The sequence below is a fragment of the Azospirillum lipoferum genome, from assembly GCF_024170005.1.
Lineage (GTDB): Bacteria > Pseudomonadota > Alphaproteobacteria > Azospirillales > Azospirillaceae > Azospirillum > Azospirillum lipoferum.
Genome location: NZ_JALJXJ010000009.1, coordinates 222,070 through 243,680 on the forward strand (window position 1 = coordinate 222,070; position 21,611 = coordinate 243,680).

Genomic DNA, 21,611 nt, shown 5'->3' on the forward strand with positions numbered 1-21,611 from the left:
GTGAGGCATGCTGGACCTGAAGTCGCTGGAGACCTTCATCTGGACGATGCGGCTTGGCGGGTTCCGCCGGGCGGCGGAGCGGCTGAACACCACCCAGCCCGCCGTCTCCGCCCGTATCGCCCAGCTTCAGGACGAACTGGGCGTGGTGCTGTTCGAGCGCGTCGGCCGGCGGGTGGCGCCGACGCCGCAGGCGATGGTTCTGCTGACCTATGCCGAGAAGATGATGGCGCTGCGGTCGGAGCTGCTGACCGCGGTGGCCGACCGCAGCGCCATCCGCGGCGTCATCCGGCTGGGGGTGGCGGAGACGGTGGTCCACACCTGGCTGAGCCGGCTGATCGAGCGGCTGAACGCCCTCTATCCAGCCGTGTCGCTGGAGATCGAGGTCGAAACCTCCCCCAGCCTGCGCGATGCCCTCGCCCGGCACGAGTTGGATGTTGCGGTGATGCTGGCCTCCTACACCGACGTGCGGTTCAGGGCGATCCCGGTCGGCAACTATCCCTTGGGCTGGGTGGCGAGTCCGGCGCTGTCCCTGCCGGTAGAACCGGTTTCGCTGAGCGATCTTGCGGCTTGGCCGATCATCACCTTTTCCCGCACCACCCAGCCCTATGGCGTGATCCGCGAGATGTTCTCCTCCGTCGGATTGCCGGTGCGGATGTTCGGCAACAGCTCGCTCGCCAGCGTCGTGCGCATGGCGGTGGATGCGGTCGGCGTCAGCGTGATTCCGACGGTGATCGTGCAACGGGAATTGGCGGAAGGCCGGCTTCGGCTGATCCGTTCGCAGGCGCCCTTGCCCGGCATGACCTTCTGCGCCGCCCATTCCGCCACCGCGGAGAACCACATGGCCTCGGTGGTCGCCGATCTGGCGGCAGCCGTGGCCGCTGAGTATGAAGCGACGACCGGCAACGAGGCGCCCCGGGTGGCGGAGTGACTGCGGCGGACTAAGCAAGGACGGTCAGCCGGCGATTGATCGCCGTTGCTTATCAGTCGAGATCAAAACATACGATTGGACGGACCCAAGACTGTTCGTGTCATCATCCTGTCAGAAGCGCAACCGAACAGCCGCAAAGGCAAGCGCTGCAAGCCACCAAGGCACTGAACAGAGGAGATTTCACGATGCGGTTCGCGGCAGCGATCACCGAACCCACCCGCACGCCTACCCGCCGCCAGACGATCAAGCGCATGCTTGCCGCGGCGGCCCTGCTGACGACGACCGCGCTGACTGGCATCGGCATCGGCGCCGCTCCAGCCCATGCCGAGGATGAAATCCGCATCGGCGTGATCTATCCGCTGACCGGTGCCGCCGCCTCCACCGGCGTCGAACTGAAGGCCGCCGCCGAACTGGCTGCCGCCATCGTCAACAAGGAAATCCCCGCCCCGCCCGGTCTGGTCGCCGGCATCGGCCTGCCGAACCTGAAGGGGGCCAAGATCAAGCTGATCTTCGGCGACCACCAGGGCAATCCGCAGGTCGGCGCCACCGAGGCGGAGCGGCTGATCACCAGCGAGAAGGTCGTGGCGCTGACCGGCGCCTATTTCTCCAACGTCACCGCCACCGCCAGCCAGGTCGCCGAACGCTACGGCGTGCCGTTCCTGAACGGCGAATCCTCCTCCGCCTCGCTGACCCAGCGCAAGTTCAAGTGGTTCTTCCGCACCACGCCGCATGACGACCTGTTCGTCGGCAACTTCTTCACCTTCCTCGGCGACATGGAGAAGAAGACCGGCGACAAGCTGCGCACCGTCGCGCTGTTCAACGAGAACACGCTGTGGGGCAACGAGACGACCAAGCTTCAGGTGAAGCTGGCGGAGGAGCAGAAGTTCACCATCGCCGAGAAGATCCTCTACCCGGCCAAGACCACGCAGATGACGTCCGAGGTGCAGCGCATCAAGGCCGCCGCCCCGGCGGTCATCATGCAGTCCAGCTATCTCGGCGACGCCATCCTGTCGATGAAGACCTACAAGGAACTGGGCTTCTCGCCGAAGATGCTGCTGGCCAACGACGCCGGCTTCAACGACAGCGAGTTCCTGAAGACCATGGGCAAGGATGGCGAGTTCGTCATCAGCCGCGAGGTCTGGGCGCTCGATCAGGCCGAACGCAACCCGCTGATCAAACAGGTCAACGACCTGATGCAGAAGCGCTCGGGCGTGAATTTCAACGGCAACTCGGCCCGCGCCTTTACCGGCATCGCCGTGCTGGCCGATGCGCTGGACCGCGCCGGCTCGACCAGGCCCGACGCGATCCGCGAGGCGCTCCAGAAGACCGACATCCCGGCCAGCGGCCTGATCATGCCGTGGAAGGGCGTCAAGTTCGACGCCAACGGCCAGAACGAGCTGGGCACGGGGATCATCGTCCAGGTCCAGGGCGGCCAGTATGTGACGGTGTGGCCGTTCGACGTGGCGACCAAGCCGGTCGTCTACCCGATGCCGGCCTGGGACGGCCGCTGATACCGCTCCTTTCATCGGGCTGCTGCTTACCCTTTCCCGTTCCGGAAAAGGGGGAGCCCGTCGCGTCGCGACGGGTAGGGCTTCGGAGATGTCCAGTCGGTTCCGCGCTTCGATCCACGATGCATCTCCCGCCCGGCGCCACCGGCGCCACCCTTTCTGGGATGGGAAAGGGGATTTTCCAGCACAGTTCCTCCGGCCCACCCTGACCGCAAAAGGGGTGCTGCAATGACCGCAGACATTCTCATCCAAGTGCTCGTCTCGGGCCTGCTGATCGGGCTGATCTATGCCCTGGTCGCGGTCGGTCTGACGCTGATCTTCGGCGTGATGGACATCGTCAATTTCGCCCATGGCGAATTCCTGATGCTGGGCATGTATGCCAGCTTCTGGGCCTTCGCCCTCTTCGCCATCGACCCCATCGTGGCGCTTCCCCTGACCGCGCTGCTGCTGTTCGCGGTCGGCGTCATCGTCTACCAGACGGTGATCCGCCGCATCCTGAAGGCGCCGATGCTGTCGCAGATCTTCGCGACCTTCGGCCTGATGATCCTGCTGCGCGGTCTGGCCCAGTTCTTCTGGAAGCCGGACCACCGGCTGATCCCGCACAGCCTGGTCAGCGGCAACATCGCGTTGGGCCCCGTCCAGTTCGGCCTGCCGCAGTTCGTCGCGGCGCTGGGGGCCGTCGGCGTCACCGGTGCCCTGTGGATGTTCCTGCACCGCACCCGTCTCGGCACCGCGCTGGAGGCCACCGCCATCGACCGTGAGGCGGCCACCCTGATGGGCATTGACGGGCAGAAGATGTTCGCGCTCGCCTGGGGCATCGGCGCCGCCTGTGCCGGTCTGGCCGGCGGGTTGATTGCCACCTTCTTCCCGATCTTTCCGGAGGTGGGGTCGAACTTCATCCTGATCGCCTTCGTGGTGGTCGTGCTGGGCGGCTTCGGCAGCGTCACCGGCGCCTTCCTGGCCGGCATCATCGTCGGTCTGATCGAGGTGCTGGGCGGCTTCCTGGTCGGCCCGGAATACAAGACCGCCATCGTGCTGTCGCTGCTGCTGGTCGTGCTGCTGGTGCGTCCGCGCGGCCTGCTGGGGAAAGCCTGATGACGACCGGAACCAACTCCTCCCGCAAGGCGATGGGAACCGCCGCCCTGCTGGCGCTCGCCGCCGTCCTGCCGCTGGCGATCACCGAACCGTCGCAGCAGAACTTCCTGATCCTGATGGGCGCCCAGATGGGCGTGGCCTGGAACATCGTCGGCGGCTATGCCGGTCAGGTCTCTCTCGGCCATGCGGTGTTCTACGGCATCGGCGCCTACACCTCGACCATGCTGCTGACGGTGCTGGGGCTGACGCCCTGGATCGGCGCCCTGGCCGGCGGGCTCCTGGCCTCGGTCTTCGCGCTCGCCATGGGCTGGCCCTGCTTCCGGCTGAAGGGGCATTATTTCGCCATGGCGACCATCGCGGTGGCGGAGATCATGCAGATCCTGGTCACCAACAGCGACTTCCTGGAAGGGGCCGTCGGCCTCTACCTGCCGATGGACCGCAGCGGCTGGGGCTGGCTGATCTTCCTGTCGAAGCTGCCCTACTACTACGTCATCCTCGGCCTGCTGGTGTTGACGGTGCTGGTGTCCTGGGCGATCGAGCGCAGCCACATCGGCTATTATTTCCGCGCCATCAAGGACGAACCGGAAGCTGCCCGCGCGCTGGGCGTCAGCCTGACCCGCTACAAGCTGATCGCGCTCTCGGTGTCGGCCTTCCTGACGGCGCTGGGCGGTAGCTTCTACGCCCAGAAGGAGATGTTCATCGATCCGGGCTCCGTCTTCGCCGGGACGATCTCGATCAAGATCGCGCTGATCGCCATCCTGGGCGGGGTGGGCCGGCTGACCGGGCCGGTGTTGGGTGCCGTCATCCTCATCACCATCGAGGAATACAGCCGCACCCTGTTCGGCAGCACCGGCTCCGGCACCGACATGATCATCTACGCCGCCATGATCATCCTGGTCGCCGTGTTCAGCCCGTCCGGCGTGCTGGGCCTGCTGGGCGACCTGCATCGCCACTTGGGCCGCCACCTGCCGGGCGCCAAGCCGGCCGAAGCCAAGACCAGCGCCAAGGAGATCCGCCCGTGAACACCGCCCCCCTGCTTGCCGTGGACGGTATGGGCAAGGCCTTCGATGGTCTGATCGCCAACCGCGACATCAGCTTCGTCGTCCACCATGGCGAGATCATCGGCCTGATCGGCCCGAACGGCGCCGGCAAGACCACCCTGTTCAACTGCCTTGCCGGCTTCCACACCCCCACCACCGGCCGCATCGCCTTCGAAGGCCACGATATCACCGGTTCGACGCCGGAGGCCGCGGCGGCGCTGGGCATAGCCCGCACCTTCCAGATCGTCCGCGTCTTCCAGTCGATGACGGCGCTGGAGAATGTCATGGTCGGCGCCATGCTGCGCAACAAGCGGGTGGCCGAAGCCCGTGACCGGGCGGAGGAGGAACTGGCCTTCGTCGGCCTGTCGCACCGGGCGGACACCCCGGCGTCGGATCTGACGGTGTCGGAGCAGAAGCGGCTGGAGGTTGCCCGTGCGCTCGCCACCGAACCGAAGCTGATCCTGCTGGACGAGGTGATGGCCGGCCTCAACCCGACCGAGGTGCGCGAGGCATCGGCCCTGGTCCACCGCATCCATCAGCGCGGCATCGCCAGCATCATCGTCGAACATGTGATGGAGGGCATCATGCCCATCGCCCACCGGATGCTCGTGCTGGATTATGGTGCCAAGATCGCCGACGGCACACCGGCCGAGATCGCCGAGAACCCGGCGGTGATCGCCGCCTATCTGGGGGAGTGAGACGATGCTGCAATCGACGCTGTCCGAACCGGTCCGCCCCGTCGCCCCCGCTCCCGCCGGCGAGGCGATGCTGCAAGTCCGCAACATCCAGTCCAGCTACCGCCGCGTCCCGGCCATCCGCGACATCAGCCTGACGCTGAACCGGGGGGAGATCGTCGCGCTGGTCGGCGGCAACGGCAACGGCAAATCCACCACGCTGCGCGCCGTCGCCGGGCTGAATGCGCTCGACGGCGGATCGGTCCTGCTGAAGGGCCAGGACATCTCGTCCGTCCCCGCCCATGAGCGGGTGAAGCGCGGGCTGGTGCTGGTGCCGGAAGGCCGCCGCCTGTTCCCGCGCCTGACGGTGGAACAGAACCTGATGCTCGGCGGCTTCACCACCAGCGATGCGGCGAAACGCGAGCAAACGCTCCAGTTCGCCTACGACACCTTCACCGTGCTCGGAGAACGTCGCCGCCAGCAGGCCGGCACCCTGTCGGGTGGCGAACAACAGATGCTGGCGATGTGCCGCGGCCTGATGAGCCAGCCCGACCTGCTGATGCTGGACGAGCCCTCCTGGGGTGTGGCGCCCAAGCTGGTCACCCGCATCTTCGAGACGATCCAGCTGATCCGCCAGCGCGGCATCACCGTGCTGCTGGTCGAACAGAACGTCCACCGCGCGCTGGAGATCGCCGACCGCGGCTATGTCATCCAGACCGGCCGCGTCGTGATGGAAGGCAGCGGCCAGGACCTGTTGGGCAACGACGAGGTGCGGCAGGCGTATCTGGGCATGTGAGAGCGCCCGATCCATTGTCGGACCTCCGCTCCTTCTCTCCCCTGGGGAGAAGGTTGGGATGAGGGGGTTCGGCGAAGCCGAAGAGATCCTCGCAATGCATCCCCCTCACCCTGACCCTCTCCCCGCTTTCAGCGGACCTATGGTCCGCCTGTCGTGTCAGCGCAAACTTCGTTTGCGCGAGAGCGGGGAGAGGGAACAACCAAAACCCCGGACCACCCCCATGACCAGACCCTTTCTCACCGCCGCCGCCGAACGCCTGCGCATCCGCAGCGGCGCCAACAGCGGCCAGACCGCCGGCCTCGCCCCCGGCCATGTCCAGGCCAACCTCGCCATCCTGCCGGCGGACTGGGCCGGTGACTTCCTGCGCTTCTGCCAGGCGAACCCGCGGCCCTGTCCGCTGCTGGCGGTGTCGGAGGTCGGCGACCCGCGCCTGCCGACGCTGGGCCACGACATCGACATCCGCACCGACGTGCCGCGCTACCGCGTCTACCGCGACGGCTTGCTCTCGGCCGAGCCGACCGACATCACCGACCTGTGGCAGGACGATTTCGTCGCCTTCCTGATCGGCTGCTCCTTCTCCTTCGAGGAAGCCCTGCTGGCCGACGGGTTGCCGGTGCGCCACATCGCGATGAACCGCAATGTGCCGATGTACGAGACCAGCATCCCCTGCACCCCCGCCGGCCGTTTCAGCGGCAGCATGGTGGTGTCGATGCGGCCAATGGTGCCGAAGGACGCCATCCGCGCCATCCAGATCACCTCGCGCTTCCCGTCGGTCCACGGCGCCCCGGTGCATTTCGGCGATCCGGCCGCCATCGGCATCCGTGACATCGCCCACCCCGAACATGGCGAGGCGATCCCGATCGAACCGGGTGAAGTGCCGGTCTTCTGGGCCTGCGGGGTGACGCCACAGGTCGCGATCCGCAATGCCCGCCCGCCGGTCGCCATCACCCACAGCCCCGGCGCCATGCTGATCACCGACCTGCTGAACACGCACCTGTCGGTGCTCTGACCGCTCCATCCCTGCCCATCCCCTGCATGACCGGCCGCCGCGCGGGCATTCCGCCTTGCGCGGAGACGGTGGAGGCTTGCCCGATGCCAACCCCGTTTTCTCTCCGCCTGCTCCCGTCCAGTGTTCTGGGCAGCGTTCTCCTGCTGACGGCCGTTGCGGCGCCGGCTTCCGCCGACCAGCTGCGCATGGTGGCGCTCAGCTTTCCGCCGCTGATCTATGACGACGGCGGCAAGCCCGCCGGCATCGCCTATGACATCGTGACCGAGGCGATGAAGGCTGCCGGACACAGCGTGACGGTGGAGATCATGCCCTGGGCGCGGGCGCTCGACACCGTGCGCGAGGGCGGGGCCGATGCCATCTTCACCGCCTACAAGACGCCGGAGCGCGAGCAGTTCCTGACCTACTCCACCCAGGTGCTGGTGCCGCAGGTGGTGTCGCTGTTCGTGGCGAAGGACAGTCCGGTCAGTTTCGACGGCGACCTGTCCAAGCTGGCCGACCGCAAGTTCGGCGTGGTCAACCAGATCAGCTACGGTCCGATCCTCGACGAGGCGATCAAGGCCGGCGTGCTGCCGGCGGTGGAGAAATCCAACGACAGCGACAGCAACGTCAAGAAGCTGGTCTCCGGCCGCTTCGACGTGATGCCCAGCAACCGCTACGTCGCGCAGTATTTCCTCAAGCAGGCCGGTGCGCTCGAAAAGGTGAGGGAACTGACCCCGGCGGTGCAGGACATCCCCAGCTACATCGCCTTCACCAAGGCGCGCGACACCAGCAAGCTGCGCGACGAGTTCGATGCCGGGGTGGCGGCGATGAAGGCCAGCGGCGCCTATCAGCAGATCCTGGACAAATACGCCCGCTAAAAACGCCTGCTGACCGTCGGCAACTTTCCCCTTCGACCAGCTTTCGAGAAGCCGCCATGAGCGTGACCACCCCGTTCCCGGCGCCCGTTCTGCGGGCGGCCGGGGACAGTGCCCTGATCGTCGAGTTGGGCGACGGCATCGCCCCGGACCTGAACGCCGCCGTCCACCGCCTCGACCGCCGCATCGCTGACGCCCGTTTGTCCGGCATCGTCGAGACGGTACCGACATACCGTTCGATCCTGGTGCAGTTCGATCCGGCGGTGACGGCGGCGGAGCCGCTGGGACAGGCCCTGCTGGGGTTGGTGGCGGAGCTGACGCAATCGACGGCGGAACCGCAGCTGCGCTGGATCGTCCCGGTCTGCTTCGGCGGCGCCCACGGCGAGGATCTGGACGAGGTGGCCCGCCGGTCGGGATTGAGCACGGAGGAGGTGGTGCGTCTGCACTGCGCCGCCGACTACCGGGTCTATATGCTGGGCTTTTCCCCCGGCTTCGCCTATCTCGGCGGCCTGCCGGAGCTGCTCCACCAGCCCCGGCGCGAGAACCCGCGCATGGTCACCCCGGCGGGCAGCGTCATGCAGGGCGGGGCGCAGGCGGCGATCTCCCCTATCGCCATGCCCAGCGGCTGGCACCTGCTGGGCCGTACCCCGGCGCGGACTTTCGATCTCAAGAGAGAGCCGCCCTTCCTGCTGGCGCCCGGCGACCGCATCCGCTTCACCGCGATCAGCGCTGCCGAATATGACCGGCTGGAGGGCATCAGTGGTTACCTGCCCGACTGCGAGACGATCACCCCGTCCGTCGCCCTGATGCAGGGAGCCGCCGCATGACCACCCATCTGCGTATTGTCGCCGCCGGTCCCAGCTCCACTATCCAGGACCGCGGGCGGGTCGGCTATCAGCGTTATGGCGTCTCGGTCGCCGGGGCGGCCGACCCGCTGTTGCATGCCGCCGCCAATGCCCTGGTCGGCAACCGGCCGGGGGAGGGGGCGGTGGAGTTCACCCTGGCCGGCGACAGCGTGACGGTCGAAGGCGGGCCGGTGCGCATCGCCGTTGCCGCCGATGCCGAGCTGGCGGTGGATGGCGAGCCGGTGCCGGGCTGGACCAGCCTGCGCCTGACCGATGGACAGACCCTGCGGATCGGTGCCTTGCGCGGGGGCATGCGCGGCTATTGGGCGGTGGAGGGTGGTTTCGCCCTTCAGCCGGTGCTGGGCAGCGTCGCCACCCACATACGCAGCCGTATGGGTGGGATCGACGGCGGTGCGCTGAAGGCCGGCGACCGGCTGCCACTGGCCCTCGACCAGGCGGCGGACAGGGGCGAGCGCTGCCTCGACCCCTCCCTTCTGCCGACGCGCGGCGACCGGCTGCGCGTCATGCTGGGGCCGCAGCAGGATTACTTCACCCCCGCCGGGATCGAAGCCTTCCTGGAGGAGGACTATACAGTCAGCCATGAGGCCGACCGCATGGGCTGCCGGCTGGATGGGCCGGCGATCGAACATGCCCGCGGCTTCAACATCACCTCCGACGGCATTCCGCTGGGGGCCGTGCAGGTTCCCGGCACCGGGCGGCCCATCGTTCTGCTGGCCGACCGCCAGACCACCGGCGGCTATCCCAAGATCGCCTGCGTCGTCGGGCCGGACGTCGCGGCGCTGGCGCAGATGCGGCCCGGCGAGCGGCTGCGCTTCACCGCCGTCGATGCGGCGGAGGCCGGCCGCATTCAGGCCCGCCATCGCGAACTGGTGGACGGCCTGCCGGCGCTGCTGCAATCGGCCGGCGGTTTCGCGCTGTACGACAGCGGCCGGCTGCTCGGCTTCAACCTGATCGGCGGGGCGGTCACCGGCTGGGACTGACCCCTCATATCCGACGCCCCAACACCCACAATGGAGTGGACCTGATGCTGCAGCGTGTGGGCCGTACCCTTGCCATGCGTGTCGTCGTCCCGATCGCCCTGATGGTCACCATCATCAGCGCGACCGGCATAGCCGCCGTCGTCACCGTCAACCGCGAGGATGCCCGCACCGCGTTGGAGGACAGGGCGGCGGTCACCGTCCGCGTCATCGCCGGCGGGCTGGCCGAGCCGCTGTGGAATGTCGATGCCGAATCCGCCGCGGCGCAGCTGGCGGCGCTCGCCAACGATCCCGACTATCTCGGCAGCCGGGTGCTCGATCCCAAGGGACAGGTCTTCGCCAAGAGCGGCGACGTGTCGGATGGCGACCCGTCGGTGCTGGTCCGCCGCGCCGACATCCAGCGCAAGGCCGGCACTCGTACGGACAAGCTCGGTACGGTGGAGATCCACCTGTCGCCCCGCCGGGCGGAGCGGCAGGCGGCGGAACGGGCCTGGCTGCTGGCCGGCGGTGGGCTGGCGGCGTTGGTGGCGCTGTGCGGCGTGCTGTTCGTGATGGTGCGCGGCGCCACCCGGCCGATCGTCCGCCTGACTGGGGTGATGACCCGGCTGGCGGCCGGCGAGCGCGCGGTCGAGGTGCCGTCGCTCGACCGCCGGGACGAGATCGGCCGGATGGCCGAAGCGGTGCAGGTCTTCAAGGAACAGGGGGCCGCCAAGCAGCGGCTGGAGGCCGAACAGATCGAACTGCGCCGGCAGGCGGAGGCGGAGCGCCATGCCGCCATCGCCGCGGTCGCCGACGATTTCGAACGCCGCGTCGGCAGCGCTTTGGGCGAGGTGCTGCGCACCACCGACGGCATGGGGGCGGCGACACGCAGCCTTGCCGGGGTGGCGGAGCACAACGGGCAGGTCAGCCGGCAGGCCGCCGGCAACGCCGCGGCGGTGAACGCCTCGGTCGACGGCATGGCCGCCGCGGTGGACGAACTGGTCGCCTCCATCCGCGAGATCTCGGCCCAGGCCCAGCAGTCGCAATCGATCGCCGACGAGGCGTCGCGCCGCGCCACAAAGGCGACCGAACAGGTGGCGGGACTGGTCCAGGCCTCCGACCGGGTGTCGGCGGTGGTGACGCTGATCCATGCCATCGCCAAGCAGACCAATCTGCTGGCGCTGAATGCCACCATCGAGGCTGCCCGCGCCGGAGAGGCCGGAAAGGGCTTCGCCGTGGTGGCCGGCGAGGTGAAGGCGCTGGCGACCCAGACCGCCAGGGCGACCGAGGACATCGAGACGCAGATCCGCGCCATCCAGGGCTCCACCGGCTCCGCCGCCGACGAGATCGTCGAGATCGCCCGCGTGGTGGAGAGCCTCAGCCAGATCAGTGCCTCGATCGCCGCGGCGGTGGAGGAGCAGAACGCCGCGACGGCGGAGATCGGCCGCGGCGTCAGCGAGGCCGCCCAGGGGGTGCGCGCCCTGCTGGGTGACGTGAACGCGACGTCCGAGGTGGCCGGGCAGACCGGCGATGCCTCCAGCCAGCTGGACAGCGCCGCCGGCACGCTGAGCGAGCAGATGGGGGCGATGCGCAGCGAGGTTGCCGGCTTCATCCGTTCCCTGCGACAGTCGGAAGCGGCGTGAGAGCGCCCTGCCTTTTTCCGTGAATGACCTGAGAGAAATGCCATGCCAAGCATCGATCTGAACTGCGACATGGGCGAGGGGTACGGCGCCTGGACCATGGGCGACGACCGGGCGATGCTGGACATCGTCACCTCCGCCAACATCGCCTGCGGCTTCCATGCCGGCGACCCCACCATCATGGCCGACACCGCCCGGCTGGCGGGGGAGAGGGGCGTGCGCATCGGCGCCCATCCGGGATTCGAGGACCGCTCCGGCTTCGGCCGCCGGGTGATCCGCGGCATCAGCGCCACGGAGGTCGAACGGCTGGTCGCCTATCAGGTCGGGGCGCTCCAGGCCTGTGCGGCGCTGTCGGGGCAGCGGGTGACCCATGTGAAGCCGCACGGCGCCCTCTACAACATGGCGGCGGTGGAGCCGGATCTGGCCGGCGCCATCGCCCGCGCCGTCAAGGCGGTCGACCCCGCTCTGCTGTTCGTCGTTCCGCCGCTGAGCGCCATGGAGCGCGCCGGGCAGGATGTCGGCCTGCGCGTGGCGCGCGAGGCCTTCGCCGACCGCACCTATGAGGATGACGGCACCCTGACGCCGCGGTCGGTGGCGGGATCGGTGATCCACGACCCGGATCTGGCGGCGGCACGGGTGGTGCGGATGGTGCTGGACGGGGCGGTGGAAAGCCGCCACGGCACGCGGCTGCCGATCGTGGCGGACACCATCTGCGTGCATGGCGATACGCCGACGGCAGTCGCCATGGCGGCTACGGTGAGGCGTGCGCTGGAGGCGGCAGGAGTGGCGGTTCGGGCGGTGGGACACGATTGATCCCAGGCAGATCTTTGCCTTCGTCCTGACACTCTCTCATTACGAGAATAAGCCCGTATTTCTGCATCGCAACATGCAAAAGGCGGGTCACAGTTTTGTCAGAATTTTAGACGAACATCTCTCAAACCGGAAAGGATACACAGGGGCCGTCTCGACAAAACGGATAGTCGATCCCGGCCAAACAGCACAGGGTTTGCCCAATGAAACACCGAATTTCCATGCCTGTTCTGGCGGCAATGGCGATTTTATGGGCAAGCTCTGCGTCTGCTGATATCCTATACCAAAAGGGTAGTTTTGCGGATCAGAGGCATTTCTTGGCTGTCGATGTCTCGTGGGGTGAGCTGGAGATCGGGCAGGCCGACAGCGCCCGCAACCGTCTGGTGGGAGCGGCGGCCTTGCCGGCCTCCACCGGCGCCGGCAGCCGGACGGCGAAGCTGACCTACTACACCCCGCCGCTGCGCGGCTTCGAACTGGGCGCCAGCTACACGCCGATGCCGCGCGGGGCGGGGGACATGCCCGACCCGCGCGAGGCGATGCATCTGGTGGAGGCGGCGGTGCGCAAGACCATCCTGATGGGCGGCATCAGCACCCGCTTTTCCGCCGGCACCAGCCGGGCGCGGGTCCGCAGCGACAGCCGCCGCCTGCCGCGCCAGTCCTGGATCGTCGGAACCCAGTTCGCGTGGCAGAGCGTGACGCTCGACGGCGACCTGCGCCAACAGCAGGAGGCCGATGGCCTGTCGGTCCGCAGCCTGAACGCGGCGCTGGCCTATGGCCGCGGCGACATGACCCTGTCCTTCCGGGCAAGGCGGACGCTGCCGGAGAATGGCGCGGCCAGCGACCATTACCTTGCCGATCTGGCCTATCACATCACGCCGCGCTGGCAGGTGGTGGCCGACACCAACGTCGACACCGGTGCGGAGTCCATGGGCACGGTGGTGAAGGTCGGTGCCCGGCTGGTGTTCTGAGCAATCAGGCTGTCAGCACTGACGCCAGCCGGTCGGCCGCCTCGTCCACCTCCGCCGCCGTGGTGCCACGGCCCAGACCGAAGCGCAGGCTGGCATGGGCGTCCGCCGCCGACAGCCCGAGTGCCAGCAGAACATGCGACGGCTCCCCCGCACCGCTGTGGCAGGCGGATCCGGTGGCGACGGCAAGCTCCGGCAGATCCAGCAGGAGGTCGGCGGCGTCGATCCCGGGAATGGTGACGTTCAGGCAGCCGGCCAGCCCGTCCGCTGCGCCATTGCGGCGGATGCCGGGCAGCCGCTCCTGCAAGCGCTGCCACAACCGGTCACGCAGCGCGGCACTGCGCCGGGCATCCTCCTCCCGCCGCTCGCGCGCCAGCCGGCAGGCGGCGCCAAGCCCGACGCAGAGCGGCGTCGGCAGCGTTCCCGGCCGCAATCCCCGCTGCTGCCCGCCGCCGGCCGAGGCCGGCACCGGCCGGAAGGGCGGCCGGACGATCAGGGCGCCGATGCCCATCGGCCCATACAGCTTGTGGCCCGACAGGCTGAGCCCATGCAGGCCGAGCGCCGCCATGTCGAGGACCCGTGTGCCCAGGGCCTGCACGGCGTCGCTGTGCATCGTCGCGCCATGACGGGCGGCGACCGCGGCCAGTTCGGCCAACGGCTGCACCGTTCCGACCTCGTTGTTGGCGGCCATCACCGACACCAGGGACGGCTTCGGCAGGTCGGCCAGGGCGCTGTCCAGTGCGGCGGGATCGACGCGGCCGGTGCCGTCCGCCGGCAGAATGACCACCGGATGGCCGCGCCGCCGCAACTCCGGCAGGTAGCCCAGGATGCTGGCATGCTCCACCGCCGAGACGACACAGCCGCCGCCCGCCGGCACGCCGCCCAGCAGGGCCAGCGCGTTCGCCTCGGTGGCGCCGGAGGTGAAGACGACCTCGCCCGGCTGCGCGCCGACCAGGGTGGCGACTTCGCCCCGCGCCTCTTCGATGGCGTCGGCGGCGCGCCAGCCGGCCGGATGGGCGGCATGCGGGTTGCCGACGGCTTCCGGCCGCATCCAGGGCAGCATCGCCTCCAGCACCAGCGGGTCGAGCGGCGTCGAGGCCAGATGGTCGAGGTAGATCATGCTGCGCAGTATCGCGCCATTGATGGTGGAAGGGGAGGGGGAGCTGCGCCCTCTCCGTCATTCCGAGCGGTCGCAATCGAAATGCGGGTGCTGTTTCAGGCAGGAGACGCCGGGGCCGCGAAGGCGTTGAGCATCGCGCGCCAGTTGTCGGCCGTCATCGATGCCCTGTACTCGTTCTGCATCTCGGGCGTCATGACTTCCATCATCTGGCGCCCTTCGATCCAGATCTCGACGACGCCGAACATGCCGCCGCGATTGCGGTACTTGGCCGGCCAACCCTCCCGCGCCGCGATCTCCAGCACGGCCTCCTGCGAAAGCGACGTGCCGATCGCCGCATGGGTGGCGGTGAAATTCACCTGCCCCGTCGCCTCTCCGTACGCGTCCGCATCTCCCGTGGCTTCGCGCAGCACGGTATCGATCGGATAGACCTCCAGCGCGGTGCGGCGGTCGTCGCCGGCAAGCACGATCCACCCGTTGTCCGAGACAGGCGGGAAGAACAGAGCCTCGCCACCCCAGAGCTCTGCGATGACCCCGGCGACATGCTGCGGGTCGTGAGCGGCGATTGAAACGTGGAACAGCATGGATGCCCCCCTTTTTTTCTGCGATGGCTTGATCTACAAAGTGGCACGGATTGTGTCAATATAATTTTGGCACAGCTTGTGCCATTTTTAGAGGGCCTTCCCATGACCGCAGATCTCCAGCCCGCCTCCACCCTTCGGGAACAGAAGAAAAACGATGCGCGGACGAAGATTGCCGATGCCGTCATTCAGATGATGGCGGATGGGCGCACGGACATCAGCCATGACGTCGTTGCGGAAGTGACCGGCATCAGCCGCCGCACGGTCTACCGGCATTTCGCGGATCGCGAGGCCCTGTTCTCGGGCGCCAGCACCCGGGTGCGCGAACTCGCCGGCAATCGCGTGACCTTCCCGTCGAGCGAGAAGGACCTGCTCGACACGGCCGCGATCTATGAGGGGTTCGATCGTATCGCGCCGATCGTGACCCTGGTGCGGTCGACCCCGCAGGGACGCGCCATGCGCAAATCGCAGAAGCTTGAGCGGCAGGAGAGCTACCGGGCGGCCACGGCCGACGCGGTGAAGGATTTGCCCGAGCCCGACCGCACCTTGGCCACGGCGATGCTTCAGGTGCTGCACACCACGCCCTGGCTTGAGATGCGCGACCACTGGGATTTGAACGGCGAACAGATCGCGCGCGCGACCGCCTGGGCGATCAGGACGCTGCTCAACGATCTTCGCACGCGGAAAGGCAAGCCTCTCGACCAGTGAAGCACCGGCTTCCCGTCTTGGCAGGGGCGGGGGGCTCCCCCTGCCGCCGGACCGTCACTGCGCCGGCTGGTCCGGCCGCTCGGCCGACTGGGCGGTGCCGCCGCTGACGCGCCAGATGGCGTTGCCGACATCGTCGGCGACCAGCAGGGCGCCCTTGCTGTCCAGGATCACGCCGACCGGGCGGCCCTGGGCCTTGCCGTCCTTGTCGAGGAAGCCGGTCAGCACGTCGATCGGTTCGCCCGCCGGCTTGCCGTTGCGGAAGGGCACGAAGATCACCTTGTAGCCGCTGGCCGGCTCGCGGTTCCACGAGCCGTGCTGGCCGATGAAGGCGCCCTCCTGCAAGCTCTGCGGCAGGTCTCCCTGGCGTGCGAAGGCCAGACCGAGCGACGCGGTGTGCGGGCCCAGCGCATAGTCGGGCGGAATCGCCTTGGCGACGAGGTCGGGGCGCTGCGGCTCCACCCGCTGGTCGACATGCTGGCCGTAATAGCTGTAGGGCCAGCCATAGAAGCCGCCGTCCTTCACCGAGGTCATGTAGTCGGGGACGAGGTCGCTGCCGATCTCGTCACGCTCGTTGACGGCGGTCCAAAGGGCGCCGGTGGTGGGTTCCCAATCCATGCCGTTCGGATTGCGCAGGCCCGACGCGAAGATGCGGTGGGCGCCGGTCTTCAGGTCGATTTCCCAGATGGCGGCGCGGCCCTGCTCCGCCTCCATCCCGTTCTCGCCGACATTGCTGTTGGAGCCGACGGTGGTATAGAGCTTGGCGCCGTCGCGGCTGGCGATGATGTTCTTGGTCCAATGGTGGTTGATCGGCCCGCCCGGCAGGTCGACGACCTTCACCGGCTTGGCGGTGATCCGGGTGTCGCCCTGCTGGTAGGGCACCTTCACCACCGCGTCGCTGTTGGCGATGTAGAGGTCGTTGCCGACCAGCGCCATGCCGAAGGGGGAGTTCAGCCCCTCGAGAAACGGTTCGCGGACATCGGCCTTGCCGTCGCCGTCGCTGTCGCGCAGCAGGGTGATGCGGTTGGCGCTCGGCGTCTTGGCGCCGGCCTTGCCCATCACCAGCCCCATGACCCAGCCCTTGATGCCCTTGCCGTCTTCCGGCTTCGGCGGGGCGTTGGTCTCCGCCACCAGGATGTCGCCGTTCGGCAGCGCCAGCATCCAGCGCGGATGGTCCAGGCCGGTGGCGAAGGCGGTGACGCTCAGGCCCTGGGCGGCGGTGGGCTGCGCGCCCTGCGGCCAGCCGATGGCGTCGGCGATGTTGACCGTCGGGATCAGCGAGGATTTCGGCGCCGGCAGGGTCGGGTTGGGGCCGGTGCCGGCCGACACCGGCAGTGACGCCTGATCGCCGCAGCCGGCGAGCGACAGGACGGCGACCGTCGCCGAAAGCATGAGGGCGAGCCGTGTGGTGCTGTTCATGCGCCGAAATCCCGCGTCTGTAGGCGTGGAGGGAGTACCCACGCTCAACGCCGGCGCATTCGGGTTGGTTCCGTTGCGGGATTCAGCGGGCGGGCATCAGCGTCCGCAGTTCGGACGTCAGGGCTGCGGCCAGCCTCTCGCCATCGCACAGCGGCCCGGCGGCCATGCGGGTCCGCAGGGTCCGGCGCAGATCCGCCAGCCGCTGCGGGTCGGCGGTCCAGGCGACGGCGCGATCGACATAATCGGCCGGGTCGGCGGCGATGCAGCCCTCCACCCTCGCCACGGTCAGGAAGGCCAGAGAATGGCGGCTGGAGAAGGTCTCGCCCGGCAGGGTGACGACCGGCACCCCCATCCACAGCGTTTCCAGCGTCGTCGTGCTGCCGGAGAAGGGGAAGGGATCGAGCGCCACGTCGACCGAGGCGCACCAGCGCATGTGGTCCAGGCTGCTGGTCGCACCGACCATCGTCACCCGATCCGGATCGATGCCGGCGGCGGCCAGCCGGCCGCGCCACAGGGCGGCGGTATCGGGGCAGGACAGCGCCTTGGTCTTCATCAGCAGGCGCGAGTCCGGTACCCGCTCCAGGATCGCCGCCCAGGCCGCCAGCAGACCGTCATTCAGCTTGGTCAGGATGTTGAAACTGCCGAAGGTGACCGGCTTGCCCGACAGCGAGGGCGGCGGCGTCAGCGGTAACTCGTCCTCGCCGCCCGGCGGGTCGTAGGCGATGAAGGCGTCGGGCATGCGCAGAACCCGTTCGCAATAAAAGCGTTCCATTCCGTCCGGCACATGGTGGCGGTCGGCGACCAGCGCATCCATGGCGGCAAGCCCGGTGGTCGCCATATAGCCGGACCATGCCACCTGCACCGGTGCCGGCTTGCGCGCGAAGACGCCGGGCCGGCCGCGGGCGTTGTGCCCGGCGAGGTCGATCAGGATGTCCGGCCGGTCGTGGCGGATCCGGGAGGCCACCTCCGCGTCCGTCAGGCCGGCGACCGGGATCCACTGCGCCGCCGCCTTGCGGAAGCGGTCGGTCACGTCGTCGGATTCGGTCTGGTTGGCGTAGAGCAGCAGGCGGATGTCCCGGCCGGGCAGCGCCTCCACCGTGCGGACGGCGAACAGGCCGGCGGGATGACGGCGGAAATCGCCGGACAGGATGGCGACGGTCAGCGGTCCCTTCCGCGCGCCGGCCTTTCCCGGCTTGACCCAGCGCCCGCGGTGCGGTGCGCCATGGACGCGGTCCCAGTCGCGATGCGCCTCCAGCACTGCCGCCGCCGTCACCCCCGGCCGGAACAGCAGCAGATAGGCGAGGTTGGAGCGCACGTCGGCCAGCGTCGGATCGAGCGCCAGCGCCCGCCGGTTCCCGGTCTCCGCCGCGTCGAGCAGCCCCTGGCCCTGCCGCACCAGGGCGAGGTTGGCGTGCGCCTCCGCCAGCGCCGGGTTCCAGGCCAGCGCCGCCCCGTAGGCGTCGGCGGCGGCGCCGAGCCGGTCGGCGCGCTGGCGCACCTCGCCCAGCCGCAGCAGGCAGTCGGCGAGATCCGGCCGCGAGGCCACGGCATGGCGGGCCGCAAGCTCCGCGCCGTCGCGGTCGCCCAGCGCCAGCCGGGCGGCGGCGAGGTTGGACAGGGCGGGGGCGTGGTCGGGGCGCAAGGCCAGCGCGCGGGCCAGATCCGCCGCAGCCTCCCGCGGGCGGTCCAGGGCCAGCAGCAGGGCGCCGCGGTTGGCATGCGCCTCGACGAAGGTCGGATCGTCGGCCAGGGCGGCGCGGTAGGCATCGTCCGCCTCCACCCGGCGTCCCAGTGCACTCAGCACATTGCCCAGGTTGAAGCGGGCGCGGGCATAGCCGGGGCGGCGCGCCGCCGCCTGCCGGAAGGCGGTCGCCGCCTCTTCCAGCCGGCCGAGCGCCTCCAGCGCGTTGCCGAGATTGTAGAGCGCCTGGGCGAAATCCGGCCGCAGCCGCACCGCCTGCCGGTGGGCGGCGACGGCATCCTCCAGCTTCCCTAGCGCTTTCAGCGCGGTGCCGAGATTGTCGTGATAGTCGGCGACCCGGTGGTTGTGCTGGATGGCGCCGCGGATCAGGGTGACGGCGCGGTCCGGCTGGCCGGATTGCAGATGGACCACGCCCAGCAGATGGGCGGCGTCGGCATGGCCGGGCAGGGCATCGAGCACGGCGTGGTAGAGCGCCGCCGCCTCGCCGAGCCGGCCGGCCTGATGATGCGCCACCGCGGCAGCCATCGCTTCCTGGATCGTCGCCATGACGACCGTCATACCGGTTGGCGGAGGCGGGCGCCAGCGCTTTCCCGGCTCGATATGTCCCCCCTGTGGAGGCCGGCAGTTTTCAAGACTTGACCCGGCGGGCCGGGGCGGTCAGCTTGCCGGCCGTATACAGCCCTCGGCCGCCGCCCGCGAACAGAAGCCTACGAACCGAAGCCCATGAACCGACTGCAACGGTACCTGTTCCGCAACCTGCTGATCGCCACGCTCTATTCGACGGCCGGCCTGACGCTGACGATCTGGCTCAGCCAGTCGCTGCGCCTGATCGAGATCGTGGTCAGCGCCGGCGCGCCGATGGGCATGTTCCTGTGGCTGCTGCTGCTGACCGTGCCGACCTTCCTCGGCATCGTGCTGCCGCTGGCGCTGGTCGGGGCCATCCTGTTCACCTACAACAAGATGGCGACCGACAGCGAGCTGGTGGTGATGCGCGCGGCCGGCGTCGGTCCCTTCTCGCTGTCGACGCCGGCTCTGGTGATGGCGGCGGGGGTGATGGCCGTCGTCTTCACCCTGAACATCTGGATCACCCCGGCCGCCCACCGCGAGCTGGTGCGGATGGAATACACCGTGCGCAGCGACTATTCGCAGCTGTTCCTGCGCGAAGGCGTGTTCAACGAGGTCGGCGACCGCTTCAGCGTCTTCCTGCGCGACCGCGACGCCGACGGCAACCTGCACAAGGTGCTGATCCATGACGGCCGCCAGCCGGACAAGCCGGTGACGATCATGGGCGACCGCGCGGTGATGCAGACCGGGCCGGACGGCACGCGCTTCGTCGTCTATGACGGCAACCGGCAGGAGCTGGACCGCAAGACCAACCGGCTGTCGCAGCTGTTCTTCGAGCGCTATGCGGTGGACCTGAAGGCGGTGGCGCCCCAGGCGGCGGAGCGCTGGCCCGACGCCCGCGAACGCACGACGGCGGAGCTGATGGACGGCAACGTCCCGGCCCAGGACGACCGCATGCGCCGCGGCCTGATCGCGGAACTGCACCACCGTTTCTCCTCGCCGCTGCTGGCCCTGACCTATGCGCTGGTGGCGCTGTCGGCCCTGCTGTCGGGCGAGTTCAACCGGCGAGGCCAGTCCTCCCGCGTCACCATCGCCGTGCTGCTGGTGATGGGGCTGCAGGCGGGCGCGCTGGGGCTGACCAGCCTTGCCGGCAAGGCCACCGTCTTCGTGCCGCTGATGTACGCCATGCCGCTGCTGGCGCTGCTGCCGGCGCTGTGGGTGATGTCGCGCGGCCTGAGCCTGCGGCCGGGACGGCGGCAGGGCGCGCCCGATGTTGGCCCCGGTGCCGGCCCTGCCGGGTCGGTGTCATGAGCCGCATCCTCTTCATCACCTCCAACCGGCTGGGCGACGCGGTGCTGTCGACCGGACTGCTCGGCCACCTGACGGAGGCCTATCCCGGTGCGCGGCTGACCATCGCCTGCGGGCCGCTGCCGGCGCCGTTGTTCCGCGCCGTGCCGGGGCTGGAGCGGCTGATCCCGCTGGCGAAGCGCTCCTACGCCCGGCACTGGCTGCGGCTGTGGCTGGACTGCGTCGGGACGCGCTGGGATCTGGTGGTCGATCTGCGCAATTCGGCGGTCGGGCGGCTGGTGCCGGCCCGGCGCCGCGCCTTCCACGCCAAGGCCGCCCGCCCGATGCACAAGGTGGAGGAGAATGCCGCGGTGCTGGGCCTGTCGCCGCCGCCGGCCCCGCGCCTGTGGATCGACCGGGAGGCGAAACGGCAGGCCGACGCCCTGATCCCCGCCGGGACCGGGCCGTTCCTCGCCATCGGGCCGACGGCCAACTGGCTGGGCAAGGAATGGCCGGCGGAGCGTTTCGCCCGGCTCGCCCTGCGCCTGACCGGGGAGGGCGGACCGCTGGCCGGCGCCCGGGTGGCGGTGCTGGCCGCCGGGCCGGAGCGGGAGCGGGCGCGGCCGGTGCTGGACGCGCTGGGGCCGCGCGCCATCGACCTGACCGGTCGCACCGACCCGATGGCCGCCGCCGCCTGCCTGGAGCGGGCGGCGCTCTATGTCGGCAACGACAGCGGGCTGATGCACATCGCGGCGGCGGCGGGCGTGCCGACGGTGGGGTTGTTCGGCCCCGGCTATCCCGCCATCTACGGCCCCTGGGGGCCGCGCGGGCGGGTGGTGACCAGCCGCGTTCCCCAGCCGGACCTGCTGGCCCGCGTCGCCGCCGATCCCAATGACCGCGGTCTGATGGACGGCATCGACGAGGGCCAGGTGGCGGAGGTGGCCATGGATCTCCTATCCGAAGCGCATAGGACTTGTGACCAGTTTGCGTCAGGGTCTTCCGCAACTGCCGAACTACCCCCGTCGCGTTGACAAAGCCGGTCGGATAACCGACACTTCCGGGACGAAGCAAAGGGGCAGGTGTGCCCCGACGGAT

The 21,611-nt window shown here is 69.1% G+C and carries 20 protein-coding genes; 16 read left to right on the forward strand and 4 right to left on the reverse strand.

Features of this window, described 5'->3' with window-relative positions; all coding sequences use genetic code 11:
• The first annotated feature begins 7 nt into the window (after positions 1–7).
• The 13 genes from J2848_RS20920 to J2848_RS20980 all read left to right on the forward strand — a co-directional run bounded on the left by J2848_RS20920 (position 8) and on the right by J2848_RS20980 (position 13,144).
• Positions 8–928, forward strand: coding sequence for a LysR family transcriptional regulator (locus J2848_RS20920; protein ID WP_149233160.1), 921 nt, complete (start codon positions 8–10; stop codon positions 926–928).
• A gap of 185 nt (positions 929–1,113) precedes the next feature.
• Positions 1,114–2,439, forward strand: coding sequence for an ABC transporter substrate-binding protein (locus J2848_RS20925; protein WP_211103240.1), 1,326 nt, complete (start codon positions 1,114–1,116; stop codon positions 2,437–2,439).
• A 225-nt stretch (positions 2,440–2,664) separates the two neighbouring features.
• On the forward strand, positions 2,665–3,531 hold the full coding sequence (locus J2848_RS20930) for a branched-chain amino acid ABC transporter permease (protein ID WP_149233161.1): 867 nt from the start codon (positions 2,665–2,667) through the stop codon (positions 3,529–3,531).
• Positions 3,531–4,553, forward strand: a complete 1,023-nt coding sequence (locus J2848_RS20935; RefSeq protein ID WP_170307140.1) for a branched-chain amino acid ABC transporter permease — start codon at positions 3,531–3,533, stop codon at positions 4,551–4,553. The genes J2848_RS20930 and J2848_RS20935 overlap by 1 nt, the downstream gene beginning before the upstream one ends.
• A complete protein-coding gene (locus tag J2848_RS20940; protein ID WP_246194040.1) occupies positions 4,550–5,269 on the forward strand; it encodes an ABC transporter ATP-binding protein in 720 nt (239 codons plus the stop codon). The genes J2848_RS20935 and J2848_RS20940 overlap by 4 nt, the downstream gene beginning before the upstream one ends.
• Before the next feature lie 4 nt (positions 5,270–5,273).
• Positions 5,274–6,041 carry an ABC transporter ATP-binding protein gene (locus J2848_RS20945; protein ID WP_246194041.1) on the forward strand — a complete coding sequence of 256 codons (768 nt, stop codon included), beginning with the start codon at positions 5,274–5,276 and terminating at the stop codon, positions 6,039–6,041.
• 220 nt (positions 6,042–6,261) lie between these two features.
• Positions 6,262–7,050: a putative hydro-lyase gene (locus J2848_RS20950; RefSeq protein ID WP_149233163.1), complete on the forward strand. Its 789-nt coding sequence runs from the start codon at positions 6,262–6,264 to the stop codon at positions 7,048–7,050.
• Between the two features lie 83 nt (positions 7,051–7,133).
• Complete coding sequence (locus tag J2848_RS20955; RefSeq protein WP_170307141.1) at positions 7,134–7,907, forward strand: substrate-binding periplasmic protein; 774 nt, start codon at positions 7,134–7,136, stop codon at positions 7,905–7,907.
• Positions 7,908–7,963: 56 nt separating this feature from the next.
• Entirely contained in the window at positions 7,964–8,731 is a 768-nt protein-coding gene (pxpB, locus tag J2848_RS20960) for a 5-oxoprolinase subunit PxpB (RefSeq protein WP_149233165.1), read from the forward strand.
• Positions 8,728–9,750, forward strand: a complete 1,023-nt coding sequence (locus tag J2848_RS20965; protein WP_149233166.1) for a 5-oxoprolinase subunit C family protein — start codon at positions 8,728–8,730, stop codon at positions 9,748–9,750. The genes pxpB and J2848_RS20965 overlap by 4 nt, the downstream gene beginning before the upstream one ends.
• 44 nt (positions 9,751–9,794) lie before the next feature.
• Entirely contained in the window at positions 9,795–11,369 is a 1,575-nt protein-coding gene (locus J2848_RS20970; protein ID WP_149233167.1) for a methyl-accepting chemotaxis protein, read from the forward strand.
• 42 nt (positions 11,370–11,411) lie between these two features.
• Positions 11,412–12,179, forward strand: coding sequence for a LamB/YcsF family protein (locus J2848_RS20975; RefSeq protein WP_149233168.1), 768 nt, complete (start codon positions 11,412–11,414; stop codon positions 12,177–12,179).
• 236 nt (positions 12,180–12,415) lie between these two features.
• Positions 12,416–13,144 (forward strand): porin, encoded by a 729-nt coding sequence (locus tag J2848_RS20980; RefSeq protein WP_149233323.1) that lies wholly within the window; start codon positions 12,416–12,418, stop codon positions 13,142–13,144.
• A gap of 4 nt (positions 13,145–13,148) precedes the next feature.
• Here J2848_RS20980 and J2848_RS20985 read toward each other — a convergent pair whose 3' ends face one another.
• Together J2848_RS20985 and J2848_RS20990 are read right to left on the reverse strand one after the other, a co-directional pair.
• Entirely contained in the window at positions 13,149–14,261 is a 1,113-nt protein-coding gene (locus tag J2848_RS20985; protein WP_149233169.1) for a cysteine desulfurase family protein, read from the reverse strand.
• Positions 14,262–14,356: 95 nt separating this feature from the next.
• Positions 14,357–14,842 carry a hypothetical protein gene (locus tag J2848_RS20990; protein ID WP_149233170.1) on the reverse strand — a complete coding sequence of 162 codons (486 nt, stop codon included), beginning with the start codon at positions 14,840–14,842 and terminating at the stop codon, positions 14,357–14,359.
• Between the two features lie 102 nt (positions 14,843–14,944).
• Here J2848_RS20990 and J2848_RS20995 point away from each other — a divergent pair, with 102 nt between their 5' ends.
• The gene (locus J2848_RS20995; RefSeq protein ID WP_149233171.1) at positions 14,945–15,547 is read left to right on the forward strand and encodes a TetR/AcrR family transcriptional regulator; all 603 of its coding nucleotides are present in this window, start codon (positions 14,945–14,947) and stop codon (positions 15,545–15,547) included.
• A 54-nt stretch (positions 15,548–15,601) separates the two neighbouring features.
• Here the strand turns inward: J2848_RS20995 and J2848_RS21000 are convergent, their stop codons facing one another.
• The gene (locus J2848_RS21000) at positions 15,602–16,963 is read right to left on the reverse strand and encodes a PQQ-dependent sugar dehydrogenase (RefSeq protein ID WP_376992957.1); all 1,362 of its coding nucleotides are present in this window, start codon (positions 16,961–16,963) and stop codon (positions 15,602–15,604) included.
• An 82-nt stretch (positions 16,964–17,045) separates the two neighbouring features.
• The gene (locus tag J2848_RS21005) at positions 17,046–19,211 is read right to left on the reverse strand and encodes an O-linked N-acetylglucosamine transferase, SPINDLY family protein (protein ID WP_246194043.1); all 2,166 of its coding nucleotides are present in this window, start codon (positions 19,209–19,211) and stop codon (positions 17,046–17,048) included.
• A 177-nt stretch (positions 19,212–19,388) separates the two neighbouring features.
• Here J2848_RS21005 and lptF point away from each other — a divergent pair, with 177 nt between their 5' ends.
• Together lptF and J2848_RS21015 are read left to right on the forward strand one after the other, a co-directional pair.
• The gene (gene lptF / locus J2848_RS21010; protein ID WP_149233173.1) at positions 19,389–20,540 is read left to right on the forward strand and encodes an LPS export ABC transporter permease LptF; all 1,152 of its coding nucleotides are present in this window, start codon (positions 19,389–19,391) and stop codon (positions 20,538–20,540) included.
• The gene (locus J2848_RS21015) at positions 20,537–21,547 is read left to right on the forward strand and encodes a glycosyltransferase family 9 protein (protein WP_149233174.1); all 1,011 of its coding nucleotides are present in this window, start codon (positions 20,537–20,539) and stop codon (positions 21,545–21,547) included. Before lptF ends, J2848_RS21015 begins: the two co-directional genes overlap by 4 nt.
• Positions 21,548–21,611: the final 64 nt, after the last annotated feature.

Excerpts from the sequence above, each read along its gene's own strand:
- J2848_RS20920 (WP_149233160.1), top strand. The coding sequence starts at position 8 with ATGCTGGACCTGAAGTCGCTGGAGACCTTCATCTGGACGATGCGGCTT.
- J2848_RS20925 (WP_211103240.1), top strand. The coding sequence starts at position 1,114 with ATGCGGTTCGCGGCAGCGATCACCGAACCCACCCGCACGCCTACCCGC.
- J2848_RS20930 (WP_149233161.1), top strand. The coding sequence starts at position 2,665 with ATGACCGCAGACATTCTCATCCAAGTGCTCGTCTCGGGCCTGCTGATC.
- J2848_RS20935 (WP_170307140.1), top strand. The coding sequence starts at position 3,531 with ATGACGACCGGAACCAACTCCTCCCGCAAGGCGATGGGAACCGCCGCC.
- J2848_RS20945 (WP_246194041.1), top strand. The coding sequence starts at position 5,274 with ATGCTGCAATCGACGCTGTCCGAACCGGTCCGCCCCGTCGCCCCCGCT.
- J2848_RS20950 (WP_149233163.1), top strand. The coding sequence starts at position 6,262 with ATGACCAGACCCTTTCTCACCGCCGCCGCCGAACGCCTGCGCATCCGC.
- J2848_RS20955 (WP_170307141.1), top strand. The coding sequence starts at position 7,134 with ATGCCAACCCCGTTTTCTCTCCGCCTGCTCCCGTCCAGTGTTCTGGGC.
- pxpB (WP_149233165.1), top strand. The coding sequence starts at position 7,964 with ATGAGCGTGACCACCCCGTTCCCGGCGCCCGTTCTGCGGGCGGCCGGG.
- J2848_RS20965 (WP_149233166.1), top strand. The coding sequence starts at position 8,728 with ATGACCACCCATCTGCGTATTGTCGCCGCCGGTCCCAGCTCCACTATC.
- J2848_RS20970 (WP_149233167.1), top strand. The coding sequence starts at position 9,795 with ATGCTGCAGCGTGTGGGCCGTACCCTTGCCATGCGTGTCGTCGTCCCG.
- J2848_RS20975 (WP_149233168.1), top strand. The coding sequence starts at position 11,412 with ATGCCAAGCATCGATCTGAACTGCGACATGGGCGAGGGGTACGGCGCC.
- J2848_RS20980 (WP_149233323.1), top strand. The coding sequence starts at position 12,416 with ATGGCGATTTTATGGGCAAGCTCTGCGTCTGCTGATATCCTATACCAA.
- J2848_RS20985 (WP_149233169.1), bottom strand. The coding sequence starts at position 14,261 with ATGATCTACCTCGACCATCTGGCCTCGACGCCGCTCGACCCGCTGGTG.
- J2848_RS20990 (WP_149233170.1), bottom strand. The coding sequence starts at position 14,842 with ATGCTGTTCCACGTTTCAATCGCCGCTCACGACCCGCAGCATGTCGCC.
- J2848_RS20995 (WP_149233171.1), top strand. The coding sequence starts at position 14,945 with ATGACCGCAGATCTCCAGCCCGCCTCCACCCTTCGGGAACAGAAGAAA.
- J2848_RS21000 (WP_376992957.1), bottom strand. The coding sequence starts at position 16,963 with ATGAACAGCACCACACGGCTCGCCCTCATGCTTTCGGCGACGGTCGCC.
- J2848_RS21005 (WP_246194043.1), bottom strand. The coding sequence starts at position 19,211 with ATGGCGACGATCCAGGAAGCGATGGCTGCCGCGGTGGCGCATCATCAG.
- lptF (WP_149233173.1), top strand. The coding sequence starts at position 19,389 with ATGAACCGACTGCAACGGTACCTGTTCCGCAACCTGCTGATCGCCACG.
- J2848_RS21015 (WP_149233174.1), top strand. The coding sequence starts at position 20,537 with ATGAGCCGCATCCTCTTCATCACCTCCAACCGGCTGGGCGACGCGGTG.